Source organism: Winogradskyella ouciana (assembly GCF_965284585.1).
GTDB classification, from domain to species: Bacteria; Bacteroidota; Bacteroidia; order Flavobacteriales; family Flavobacteriaceae; genus Winogradskyella; species Winogradskyella ouciana.
This window is the reverse complement of record NZ_OZ260095.1, coordinates 2,333,549-2,346,628: the sequence shown is the minus strand read 5'-3', so window position 1 is coordinate 2,346,628 and position 13,080 is coordinate 2,333,549. Positions and strand designations below refer to the sequence as shown.

The following is a 13,080-nucleotide window of genomic DNA, read 5'->3' as shown; positions in this document are numbered from 1 at the left end:
ATTAAGAGAACCCTTAGTTTCATATTATTTTGAATTAATCTCCGTCACTATCCGTAAAATCGATACTTACGTTAAACGCAGAAGCCATATCAACCTTTAGCAATACGACCGCACCTTGAAGCAAATCATACGCTTGGGTCATTTGGGTATTATCTTCCATAACCTGTTGACTAAAGCTATTGTTTAAAGATTGTATTTGTTGTCTTGCAGCTAAAAATTGGGCATTGATATCGTCCTTTAACTGTGAATTATCTAAATAATCCAAGTAAGATGCAAAACTTTGGGAAGATGCTCCTGAGCCAACTATTGCTTGCCCATTAAATACTTTCTCAATTGTTTCCAACCCAAATAATGCCAATTCTTTAGATACATCGTTTTTGTAATATGCTTCTACTTTTTCTGGCAATGGATCTACAGAAAAATTACCTGCAGGAATTCCTATTTTGTTAGCTCTCAATCCTTTTTCATAATAGTAAATAAAATCATTGACCATTTTATTGAAAGATCCTGTAGCGCTAGAAGATGTATTGTTTATAAAACTGTCTCTGTATGACCCTTGCCAATCACTTAACACAGTATTAATGATTGTTCTCATTTGAGCGATCACATCTGTGATATAATTTGCGTAACCTTCAAAATTAGGGTTGGTTGTAAACTTATCTAAAGGGGTTGTGTCTGAATCTGCTACGCCATGAATTAAAAAATCCAATGCCGGAAACCCTTGTGCATCATAATAGGAAATAGCATTTAAATCGTAATTACCCGATGCTGCACCTGCTTCAATATCTGAGACAGTAACAGGATACCTATTGAAGAATACAACAAATCCACTATTCTCATCTGCAGAAAGTGTTTCTGCAATACCAATATTAAATATCTCCACATGCTGCCATGCTTTGTAGGCCTCTAGCCAAGCATCACTCAATATATTCAAATTGGTTTGGTTAATGTCATTGATAAAGTCGCTTTTCGCGGTGTCCATATCTGCCATTTTAGACTGAAAATTAACCAATGCGGGAACGATAATATTATCCGCATAATTAGTTAACAAAGCTGTTCTATCAAAGTTATCATTACTGCCTCCATTGCTGTCATCAGAAGATGAACAGGCAACGATTACACTAACAATACTTAGAATGAAAACTATTTTCTTTATCATAGTTATATTTTTTTCATTTTTTGGTTTGCAAAAATACATTGTTTTCAACAAACCATAATCATCATTTTGAGACCAGTCGAGGAACAAATGAACTTGTTATGATATTGCTTTTCGACTGAGCTCAATATGACATTAATTATTCTTTTTTTTTAACTAATTGCTTGCTTGCTCTAACGTAAAGTTGAAACGTGCAGCTATTTCACTGGCCATGTTATCCAAGGTTGCTGATGTTACATCCCAAAATCCGTTGCTTTCCATTAATTCCGCTATATAGGCATCAACTTCTGCTTTTGTAAAGTATGGTGCATCAGTTCCTGGTTGTCTTGTAAATTGTAAGCTATAAACAAAACCAAACCCTTCAGATAAATCATGGAAAGCACTTGCGTAATCCGTTCCTAAAGTAGCTTTGCTAGACTGTAAATAGTAAACTGCTCTTATGCCAATAATTTCAGAAATTTTTTCTCTTATAATTTCGGCTTGCTCATCTCTTACTTCATAATTCTTAGCAACGATTGCTGCTCTACCCAATTTAAAGGCATCGTAAATATCTTCAGCTATACCAGTAAAATCTTCATCACTATCAACACGAGATAGATACTTATTTAAGAAATTATCCGCTCCAAGTTGTGGAGCTAAAGGATCATCTGTACCATATAAGTAACCAAACGCTTCATCCCATTTATGCTCCATATTGGTGTAGTTTTTCCCTTCTGCTAAAATTTCGGCATCGTTATCAGCTCTATTAGTACCAGCATCTAAAACCGAAGTGCTTAGGTAGTTGTTTAGTATTTGATCTACCATAAGCCCACCAATCAAAGCTTTGTTAATGGCTTGGTTATACTCAAGACCTTTTCCGTTTACATAGCGTATAGCACCACCAGCTTCCTGTATCTGACCTGCATTACCAGCAGTAGCTGTATTATCCCAATTTGGAAAAACTTCTGATACCTGACTTGCTATCCAGCTATCAAAATCTGCTTTTATGACATTAGCTTCAGTTGTATTTGCAGAAAAATAATCCATTGAAGCAGCGGTTTTACTTCTTATATTTTTGGTAGATTCGTTTAATGCTGTAGTTGAAAAATAATTTCCGGTATTGGTAAACATACCATCTAATTCAGTTTCAGTCTTGGTATTGTCATTTAAGGCAGATACAAACTCACCACCCATTTCAATACGTGTAGTTTGTCCGTTATAATCTACTGTTGTACTCCCGTTTCTTTCAAATTGAAAAGTTGCAGGTGCGACGACTTGGTTACCAGCTGAACCATTATCATCATCACTAGAGCATGATGTAAACAAAGCTCCTACTACAAATAAACTCAAGGCAATTTTCTTCATTTTTTAATCGTTTATTATTCTTATTAAGACTTATTATAAATAATTTATTGCTTTCCGAGTGCAAAAATAATACTCAAAGGGAATTCTACAAAGTTTATTTAGATTAATTTTAAATAAAATTATAAAAATTTGATTTACAAATATTTAGCTTCATAAACACGCTAACCAACTGATTATTAAGGCTTAATGATTTAACGAAGAATTCAGAAAAAATCTTTCTAATTTGCCCCTATACCTGGAAACTACTTTACATAATAAGTTTAAATTCAGAAGAAAATAGCACATACAAAAAAAAGGCTTTCACCAAAAGTGAAAGCCTTAACTTTTATACTTTTAATCTGTTTTTAATTTTCTGCCTGTTCTACGGTAAAGTTAAAACGAGCAGCTATTGCAAAAGCTATTTGGTTCAACGTATCTTCAGAAACATCCCAAAAACCATTGCCTTCCAAAAGTTGAGCTAGATACACATCTACTTCAGATTTAGTAAAGTATGGCGCTGATGATCCTGGTTTACGGGTAAATTGCAATGCATAAATAAATCCATATCCTTCAGATAAGTCATGGAATGCGTTTGCCTTGTCAGAGTCTAAGTTAGATCTGCCTTGGCGTAAATAATAAATACATCTAACACCCATAATCTCAGAAAATTTTTCTCTAAGAATATCTATTTGTTGGTCTCTAAGTTCATAGTCCTTAGCTACAATTGCAGCTCTACCCAATTTAAACGCATCATATATATCATCTGCTATTCCATTAAAATCTGGGTCTACATCTACTCTAGATATATATTTATTCATAAATAGATCTTGATTAAACTGTGGGTTTTGGGCATTATCAGATCCAAAAGCCAATCCAAATGCTGCATCCCAACTATGCTCCATAGCGGTGTAATTACTTCCACTTACTAATACCTCATTATCATTGTCAATTCTATTAGTAGAGGCATCTAATACCGAAATACTTAAATAATTGTTTAACATCTGATCTACCATTAAACCGCCAAGTAACATTTTACCTAAGGCCTGATTGTATTGCATACCTTTAGCATTAACCCGTCTGGTAGTAATGCCATCTGCTTCAACGAGCATGCCTGCAACACCTATTGATGCCGCTGAATTCCAATTAGGATACACCTCATTTGCCTGACCAGAAATCCATGCATCAAAATCTGCTTTTATGGTATTTGCCACAGTCTGATTGTTTGCATAATAATCGAAAGATGCCGCTGTATTACTTCTTAATTTAAAAGGGCTTTGATTTAATGTAGTCGTTGAAAAATAATTACCAGTATTGGTAAACATTCCATTTAATTCCGCTTCATTTGAACCATTATCACTTAGCGCAGAAATAAACTCATCTGCCATGGCAATGCCATTTGCTTGTTGGCTATAGCTTACCGTACTACTGCCATTTCTACTAAATTGGTACGTGGATGGAACTGGGAATTGATTGTTGTCAGAATTGCCGTCATCACTGCTAGAACATGATGTAAATAGTACCACTATTAACACCATCATTGGGGCTAAACATTTCATTTTTATAGGGATTAAAATTACTTACTATAGGGTGATGTCTAAGACTGAAAAGTTAGGTTTTCAACTTGGGACACTTGCGACAAATATACAATATGAAAATTAAATATTTAACTCTTTTAAATATTTCATTAACACAGATAAAAGCTTAAATAATACAAAATTGTATTAATAACTAGTTATCAGATAGTTAATCTAACAACAGTAAATTGTAGTATAAACTATCTCTTTTGAAATGAGCAATTTAACATTAGTATTTCATTACACGAAGGTAAATAAATAGATTAAAATAATTTTCTAAAGCGAGAGATAAGTATATTTTTGGTTCTCCAGATAAACTTATATGCAGTAGGTATAGGATCCGTAAAAATAAATTTCAGTGCTGTGTTGTTTCTCATAAATTTTATATTGAAAACAAATAATTTTTCTTCCTTGATTTTCTTTATTAACCCCTTTAGACTTAGATATTTCACACACTCATATTCTGGTTTATTGAACTCTTGTCCTAAACTTGATAGACAATATAAATAAGGGAAGTTGACACCTGCAAGCAACGATGCTTCAACTGACACCCAAAATCGTGTATTGACCTCTATTGCTTTAAATTGATTGGTATGATTATCATATCGCATATCTATATGGGCTACACCACTCCAATTAAGTGATTTCATTAATTTTTTAATGACCTTATAAAGTTCTTCCTCGTATAGAAACTCTAAACCAAACTGTGGAGAAAACTGGTTGGCGCCCATCATATTTCCTTTTTGGACTGTATATGCCAAAACCTCACCATTTCTGCACAACACACTACAATCTATATCGTAACCTTCAATATACTCCTGTATTATATTTTCATATTTAAATTCTGCCTTATTAAAATGTTTTTTTAAGTCTCTTACAGTATCCAATTTAAAAATACCTTGACCTCCACCAAAACCTTCAATTGGTTTTATTATTACAGGAAAATCTAGATTTTCTATTTTCTCCAAATCTTGAAACGCTGTAACAGTAACACTTTTTGCAAAAGGTAATTTATTGCCTTCTAAATGTTTAGTCAGTTGGTTTTTGTTAAACGCAGTCTTGTAATCAGTCAGGGAAGGCAAGAGCCCTATTTTATCTTGCTCTTTAATTTTTGATTGTAGTTGAATAAGTGTTTTTATTCGCGTTTCAAAAATTGGCATAATCACATCAATATTATGCTTTTCTACTTCAGTATTTATGTGCTCTATCCAATCTAAATCAGAATGGGTTTGCACATAATAAGAAAATCCCTTTATGTAACGAGAATATCGCATTGGGTTATGTTTATTGCTAGACATCACATAGATATCGATATCCTTTTCTTGAGACAAACAGTTAACAACGTAGAGTAAGAGATGACTTTCACCATCTGGAATTAAAACCGATATGTTTTTTTTCTTTGAGCTAACTCGCATCTAAAACTATTTTTTTAGTGCTTTTACGACCAAAGTTTATGGGTAGAAAGATTAGAATACAAAACCACATCAAAGAAATTTGGATACCATGCATTATTGTGCCGTTGAATACAAATCTTATCAATTGATCAAAAAGAAACAGTGACAGATAAAAGTTTGGTGTGAATTTTAGCAAGAAAATCAACGCACTCCTATCAAATAAAACTCTGTTGCCAGATTTCACTTTTAGCCAATAAGAGTCAGTATTTACTTGATTATGCTCATATTCAATATCGCTATTCAAAAAATATAATCTTATTATAAGTCTGAAGAATGGGCGTACATTTCTGTTGATATAAACCTCAGATTTAAATTTAGGCCAGATTAGGAATATGAGGAGTATGATGACAATATCCTCAAAAAAATGACCGAACCTAAAAAGTGTCATCGTGTACAATACTGCATGGAACAAAATGATCATCCAAACCGCTAACAAATGTTTTTTCCTAAACAATAAAAGAATCGCGATGCTAAACTCTATGAGCATGGAACTCCACGACAAAATCTTGGCAAACAACATCTCTGGCATTAATGCTGATACTGATAAGTAAAACTGATTTTCTTGGGAGTTTACCAACCAATTATGCATAAACTGTCCACTCCACCAGTCAGGTTCAAAAATCTTATTTGTTGCGGCTCCGAAATACACTAAACTTAATTGTAAATATAATAGCCATGGCAATTCTTTCTTTTGGGTTAGACCTGCCAATAAAAATGCACAACCACATATAAACAGATGATTTCTAAACATTGGTTTAGAAGCCATTAGCATAACAATTAATGTACTGCCTAAGATAATTGACATTGTTCGTGGCTGTAGGTTAAAAAGTAGCAACAAACCCGAAATTAGAAAAAGGCTTTTTATTGAAATCTTGAAAATATCCGGATAATTTAACACAGTATCCAAAGGCCTCAAAAAAGGCAAAAAAGGATCGCTTATATAGCCTAAAAATCCATGAACAACAAGCAACAGAAACAATAGCTTGCACATTAGCAATATATTGGGCTGCATATTTTCTACATTAAAATTTAGTGGAAAATATGGGCTACGGATTATATGTTTCATTGATTGAAATACCATATTCGTTCCTCGTTGCCATTGGTTGCGTATTTAACTTTTACAGAGGCATTATCCTCTTTTCCATATGTAGATTCGTATTGCCTAATTATGCTAAAGACATTGTTGATGCTTCTAGGTTCCCAGCCTTTGGATTTATAGCGATACCTTTTTGCTATTTCCTTTTTGGTCAGTAATTCACCGTTTACCTCTACATCAATATCTAAATAGGTGTGTTCATCAAAAGGTGCCCAACAGAAAAACCGCTCTGGGACAAACTTGGCGTATATAATCAACACAATTTGCGAAATGATAAAAAGAACCCCTATTGTTTTTCTCAGTTTCATTGATTGGTTTTAGATATAAAATTCTGCCGTAATTCTTTTGTTTACTCAATTCCATCCAAGAGTTACAAAATAAAAACAGCATGAATTTACATATCAATCTTAGCGCAAACCATTGACATAGAAAAACATAATCGTTTAAGGTGATTGTTTGCGTGTTGAAACAACTCTAGATTGCAGTAAAATAGGTTAAAAATCAGTGGTACTGAGTGAAAATCTTAGTAGCCTCGTTGTAAGCACTTTCAAAACTCATGGCATTTAAATCATGAGCCTTTTTTTGGGTAAAGTAAGACAACATTTTCTCAGTTGGCATGTTACCAGTTAGGTCGTCTTTTGCCATAGGGCAACCACCAAATCCTTGTATGGCACCATCAAAACGTCTGCAACCTGCTTTGTAGGCTGCATCAATTTTTTCGAACCAGGTGGTTGGTGTGGTATGGAGATGGGCACCAAATTCAATTTTTGGATATTTAGGAATTAAATTAGAAAAGAGATAATCAATAATCTCTGGATCAGAACTACCTATAGTATCACTCAATGATAGAATGTTCACACCCATTTTTGCCAAACGCTCAGTCCACTCACCTACTATATCAACATTCCAAGGATCTCCATAAGGATTACCAAAACCCATAGAGATATACACCACAACTTGCTTATCAGCTTTGTCTGCAATCTCTAAAATCTCGGAAAGTGTAACTACGGATTGGGCAATAGTTTTATGCGTATTACGCATTTGAAAGTTCTCTGAAATAGAAAACGGAAACCCTAAATAGTCAATTTCAGAATGTTGAGACGCGTCGTTAGCACCTCTAACATTAGCAATGATGGCAAGTAACTTACTTTTAGTAGTGCTTAAATCTAACTGAGATAACACCTCAGCGGTATCGACCATTTGCGGAATGGCTTTAGGTGAAACAAAACTACCAAAGTCTATGGTGTCAAAGCCCACACGAAGCAACGATTGAATGTACTGTATTTTCTTTTCCGTTGGAATAAATTCCTTAATGCCTTGCATGGCATCTCGAGGACATTCTATGAGTTTTACCGCTTTATTCATTGGTTCAAATATAAGGGATAAAATACGTTTTTAAATCCTACAATAAAATGAAAATTGCAATCCCAATGAACACAACAATCTGAAGCCATTTTAAAATCAAACCTGAGTTTCTATGTTTTGTTATATACTTTTTTATCTGTCCTGCAAGTAAAGCAATTGAGGAAAAAATAATAAAAGACACCAACATAAAAATACCGCCCAAAATATAGAACTGAACCACAGTACTCATACTTTCAGAGAATAGAAATCCTGGGAAAAACGCTAGAAAAAAAATAGTGACTTTTGGGTTAAGTACATTCATAAAAAAACCCTGAACAAATAAGCCTTTTAGGCTTTTCTTAGGCACGGCATTGGCATCCAAATTCAATTGTGGGCTAGACTTATATACTTTATAGGCTAAGTAGAGAAGATATATAGCTCCCAATACCTTAATTGCGAAAAATAAATCTTCATTTGCTTTAATAATCGCCGAAACACCAAAAGCCAAAAGTGTAGTATGCACTATACAACCTGTAATTAGACCACTTACAGTAGCAAGTCCATAAGACTTTCCGTTAGTAATACTTTGCACCAAGACATAAATATTGTCTGGTCCTGGCGAGATTGCTAATGCCGAGGTCGCCAAAGCAAAGGAAAAAAGTATGTTGTAGTCCAAGGGTTAAAATTTGCACTAAAATAAGTAAAATTGATACATGCCGTAAAGCTTAAAATTCAAAATGACTAAGTTATTAGACTCATAAAGAATGGTATTTATAGGGTAAAGTTTGTTAGTACCTCTAGATATTACCGAAAGTAAAAAGCTGATTCTCAATTACAAGTTCTATTCCCTATTCATCGATTAAATCATACAAAAGTTGACTAAAATTTATATTTTAGTGCACTTTTTACCTATTAACCTAATAAACGCTATGATTAAATTTACACAACTGCTACTCGCATTTACTCTTGTTTTTTGTTTTACCACAACTGCCTCAGCACAGTCAGATGAATGTGGATTCCAATTTTCCCAAGAAGTTGAAAATTATTATAATTCCATTAAGGAACAAGTTAAAGTGCTAGAGGAGCAATTTATACAAGAACAGCTTAACTCCAGATCATCTACAGTTATGACCTCTGTTCCTGTTAAAGCCCATATCATCAGAACTACTGCAGGATTTGGTGGCTTAACACCTACTGAATTAGATGATGCTATGGCTATAATGAATACATTCTATGCTAATGCTGGTTTAGAATTTTTTCTATGTGAAGGGATTAATTATATAAACAACGATACCTATTACGACTTTGAAACATTTGAAGAAGATGCTTTAACTAGTGGTAACAATGTTAACGGTGTTATAAATATTTATTTTGCAAACTCTATTGTAAGTAGTAGTTCTGGTAGTGGTCTATGTGGTTATGCTTATTACCCAGGAGGGCCAGAGACTATCTTAATGGCAAATAGCTGTACCACTAATGGCAGCACATTATCACATGAAATGGGACACTTCTTCGGACTGGCACACACCCATGGTAATAGCAATGTATATAATTCTACAGAAGAATTAGTTGATGGTTCTAACTGTGAGACCACAGGAGATTTCATTTGTGACACACCTGCAGATCCTAAACTAGGCAACAATAATGTGAATGCGGCTTGCGAATTTTTCGATTTCGCGCAAGATGGCAATGGAGAATATTACCAAGCTGATCCATTGAATGTAATGTCTTACTCTCGTAAGGTTTGTAGAACTCAATTTTCAGCGCAACAATATGCTAGAATAAATGCTATATACCAAATCTCTAGAAATAACCTTGCCTGCCCTAGCTTTAGTGCAGATTTTATAGCAGACGAAACTGAAAGCTGTTTAGGCAATTTTACGGTTAATTTCACAGATAGCAGTGTTGGTGCAACCTCTTGGTCTTGGGATGTTGATGGAGATAACATCATTGATTATACAACTCAAAACGTAACTCACACCTACACCAATTTTGGAGATTATGATGTAGCGTTAACGGTCTCAAATGGTACAAACATCCTTAATAAAGTAAAACCTCAATATATTGAAGTTGGCGCACCTTCAATCAGTACATCTACAATTACTATGAATCTTACATTAGATGATTGGCCTGCTGAGACCTCTTGGCAATTTTTAGATAGTAGCGATAATGTATTATATTCTGGTGGTCCTTACGAAGAAGGTGTTGACGATTTCACAACCAAGTCTGAAGTGTTTTCTATTAATACCAATGAGTGCTACAGTTTTATTATAAGTGATAGTTACGGAGATGGTATTTGCTGTTTCTCTGGCAATGGATTTTATGAGCTTTTAGACGAAAATAATGTCGTATTAGCAACTGGTGGTGACTTTAGCTTTGGTAAAGCGGATAATTTTTTCAACGGAACACTAAGCGTTGATGAGTTTAGTACTGAAAGTATTTCTATTTTTCCAAATCCTTCATCAAGCAGTATAACAATTAAAACCAATACTTTACCCGATGCTTACAGTATCTATAATACTTTAGGACAAGTTATAAAGCAATCATTTATTGCATCCGAAAGAGACCTTAATATTAACGTTGAGAGTCTAACTAACGGAATGTATTTTATAAAATTGAAAAAAGATAACTCTAGCCAAACATTATCGTTTATAAAAAACTAATGTTGAAGAATCTAAATATTTAAAAGGCGCAGTTTTTACTGTGCCTTTTTTAGTATTGCCTTATTAATTTCTTTTACAAGTCGAGGGCCTTCATAGATAAAGCCTGTGTATAATTGAACTAAATCGGCACCAGCTTCAAGTTTTTCTAAAGCGTCTTCTGCTGAGTGAATACCTCCTACTCCAATGATTGGGAATGCCTTATTACTTTTTTCAGCTAAAAACCTAATGACTTCAGTAGAACGTTGAGTTAATGGCTTACCACTTAATCCACCAACCTCAGTTTTATTATCACTTAGTAAACCCTTCCTAGAGATTGTTGTATTCGTAGAAATGACTCCATCAATCTTAGTAGTTTTTACAATGTCTATGATATCTAAAAGTTGATCGTCAGTTAAATCTGGAGCAATTTTTAATAGGATAGGTTTTGAATTAGGCTTCTTAAAGTTTAGAACCTGTAAAGCTTTTAAAAGTTGAGTTAAAGGCTCTTTATCTTGCAACTCTCTTAAATTTGGTGTATTTGGTGAGCTTACATTTACGACAAAGTAATCTACATAATCAAAAAGAGCATTAAAACAAATCTCATAATCATCAACTGCATTTTCGTTTGGTGTTACTTTGTTTTTCCCAATATTACCACCAATCAACACGCCTTTGTTTTTCTTTAAACGTTCAACCGCTTCTTGTACTCCACCATTATTAAATCCCATTCTATTGATAATCGCCGAATCTTCCTTTAACCTAAATAATCGCTTTTTGGGATTACCACTTTGTGGTTTTGGTGTTAAGGTTCCTATTTCAATAAATCCGAATCCAAAATTGGCGAGTTCATTATAAAGTTTAGCATCCTTATCAAAACCAGCAGCTAAACCCACTGGGTTTTTAAATTGTAATCCAAATAACTCACGCTCTAAGGCTTTATCGTTAAGTAAATACATCTTTTTAAAAAGACCCTTTACACCAGGAATTTTTGAGATATTTCGTATTAAGGAAAATGTGAAATGGTGAACTTTTTCTGGGTCGAAACAGAAGAGAATTGGTCGGATTATTGCTTTATACATGAAAGAAAATTTGCTGTGCAAAAATAAGGCAATTCCCATCAAATTAAAAGAAACATATCCCAGACTTGTGCCTTAACCTACCGTTGATTATTTTTGAAAACAATCCAACATTATGATAGAGAAACAGCATATTATAGATCGTTTTATTAGCTATGTTACCATAGATACTGAATCCGACCCAAATTCAAAGACTACTCCAAGTACCGAAAAACAATGGGATTTAGCTCATAAACTGACTAAAGAACTGATTGCCATAGGCATGAAAGATGTTTCCATAGACAATAACGCTTACATCATGGCTACTTTACCTAGTAATGTAGATTATGATGTACCAACTATTGGTTTTATATCTCATTTTGACACCTCTCCTGATTTTACAGGAAAAAATGTAAAACCTAGAGTTATTGAAAATTACGATGGCAATGATATTGCACTTAATGCTGAAAAAAACATCATTCTATCGCCTAGTTATTTTGAGGACTTATTACTCTATGTTGGGCAAACATTAATCGTTACAGATGGTACCACGCTCTTAGGTGCGGATGATAAAGCCGGAATCGCAGAAATCGTTTCAGCGATGGAATATCTCATTAACAATCCTGACATTAAACACGGTGACATAAAAGTGGGTTTTACACCAGATGAAGAAATTGGAAGAGGCGCACATAAGTTTGATGTCGAAAAATTTGGAGCCGATTGGGCTTATACCATGGATGGCAGCCAAGTTGGCGAGTTGGAATATGAAAACTTTAATGCCGCTGAGGCCAACATAAAAGTAAAGGGCAAAATTGTACATCCTGGTTATGCCAAGGATAAGATGGTGAATTCAATGTACTATGCTACCGAATTTATCAATACACTCCCAAGACTAGAAACACCAGAACATACCGAAGGCTATGAAGGCTTTTTCCACTTATATAGTATAGAAGGCAAAGTTGAAGAAACTCATCTAAAGTACATTATAAGAGATCACGATAAAGATAAATTTGAAGCTCGTAAAGCGCTGATGGATAAAATTGTTTTAGACCTTAATACAAAGTTTGAAGCTGAAATCTTTGAGATAGAAATTAAAGATCAATATTACAATATGAAAGAAAAGGTTGAACCTGTAAAACATATCGTAGATATTGCCGAAGAAGCCATGAAATCCTTAGGTATTACACCACTTATTAAACCTATACGTGGAGGAACAGATGGTTCGCAGTTGTCTTATATGGGTTTACCTTGTCCTAATATTTTTGCTGGTGGCCATAATTTTCATGGACGTTATGAGTATGTACCAGTAGAAAGTATGCAAAAGGCCGTAGAGGTAATTTGTAAGATTGCTGAGTTAACGGCTTTAAAAAATCAATAATACTAATTGTTTTAGTCTTTCAACAAAAAGATTTTCTTTATCCGATTTTTAATTTTAT

At 34.1% G+C, this 13,080-nt stretch carries 11 protein-coding genes; 2 read left to right on the top strand and 9 right to left on the bottom strand.

The genetic code is table 11. The features are described 5' to 3' along the window. Positions 1 to 34 precede the first annotated feature (34 nt). The 8 genes from ACQ65V_RS10400 to ACQ65V_RS10365 form a co-directional block, all read right to left on the bottom strand. The gene (locus ACQ65V_RS10400) at positions 35 to 1,159 is read right to left on the bottom strand and encodes an imelysin family protein (protein WP_430467843.1); all 1,125 of its coding nucleotides are present in this window, start codon (positions 1,157 to 1,159) and stop codon (positions 35 to 37) included. Between the two features lie 153 nt (positions 1,160 to 1,312). Further along, a complete protein-coding gene (locus ACQ65V_RS10395; protein WP_430467842.1) occupies positions 1,313 to 2,500 on the bottom strand; it encodes a DUF4856 domain-containing protein in 1,188 nt (395 codons plus the stop codon). Between the two features lie 344 nt (positions 2,501 to 2,844). Continuing rightward, the gene (locus tag ACQ65V_RS10390; protein WP_430467841.1) at positions 2,845 to 4,035 is read right to left on the bottom strand and encodes a DUF4856 domain-containing protein; all 1,191 of its coding nucleotides are present in this window, start codon (positions 4,033 to 4,035) and stop codon (positions 2,845 to 2,847) included. A gap of 281 nt (positions 4,036 to 4,316) precedes the next feature. Next, entirely contained in the window at positions 4,317 to 5,468 is a 1,152-nt protein-coding gene (locus tag ACQ65V_RS10385) for an ATP-grasp domain-containing protein (RefSeq protein ID WP_430467840.1), read from the bottom strand. Beyond that, complete coding sequence (locus tag ACQ65V_RS10380; protein ID WP_430467839.1) at positions 5,458 to 6,312, bottom strand: HTTM domain-containing protein; 855 nt, start codon at positions 6,310 to 6,312, stop codon at positions 5,458 to 5,460. Before ACQ65V_RS10380 ends, ACQ65V_RS10385 begins: the two co-directional genes overlap by 11 nt. Before the next feature lie 257 nt (positions 6,313 to 6,569). Beyond that, a complete protein-coding gene (locus ACQ65V_RS10375; RefSeq protein WP_430467838.1) occupies positions 6,570 to 6,911 on the bottom strand; it encodes a hypothetical protein in 342 nt (113 codons plus the stop codon). A gap of 193 nt (positions 6,912 to 7,104) precedes the next feature. After that, positions 7,105 to 7,968 (bottom strand): hydroxymethylglutaryl-CoA lyase, encoded by an 864-nt coding sequence (locus tag ACQ65V_RS10370; protein ID WP_412561223.1) that lies wholly within the window; start codon positions 7,966 to 7,968, stop codon positions 7,105 to 7,107. Positions 7,969 to 8,005: 37 nt separating this feature from the next. Beyond that, positions 8,006 to 8,623 carry a LysE family translocator gene (locus tag ACQ65V_RS10365; protein ID WP_430467837.1) on the bottom strand — a complete coding sequence of 206 codons (618 nt, stop codon included), beginning with the start codon at positions 8,621 to 8,623 and terminating at the stop codon, positions 8,006 to 8,008. Between the two features lie 253 nt (positions 8,624 to 8,876). Here ACQ65V_RS10365 and ACQ65V_RS10360 point away from each other — a divergent pair, with 253 nt between their 5' ends. Continuing rightward, entirely contained in the window at positions 8,877 to 10,610 is a 1,734-nt protein-coding gene (locus tag ACQ65V_RS10360) for a T9SS type A sorting domain-containing protein (RefSeq protein ID WP_430467836.1), read from the top strand. Positions 10,611 to 10,645: 35 nt separating this feature from the next. Here ACQ65V_RS10360 and ACQ65V_RS10355 read toward each other — a convergent pair whose 3' ends face one another. Further along, positions 10,646 to 11,668, bottom strand: coding sequence for a quinone-dependent dihydroorotate dehydrogenase (locus ACQ65V_RS10355; protein WP_430467835.1), 1,023 nt, complete (start codon positions 11,666 to 11,668; stop codon positions 10,646 to 10,648). Positions 11,669 to 11,780: 112 nt separating this feature from the next. On the opposite strand from ACQ65V_RS10355, the gene pepT reads away from it, so the two are divergent. Beyond that, on the top strand, positions 11,781 to 13,022 hold the full coding sequence (gene pepT / locus ACQ65V_RS10350; protein WP_430467834.1) for a peptidase T: 1,242 nt from the start codon (positions 11,781 to 11,783) through the stop codon (positions 13,020 to 13,022). Positions 13,023 to 13,080 lie beyond the last annotated feature (58 nt).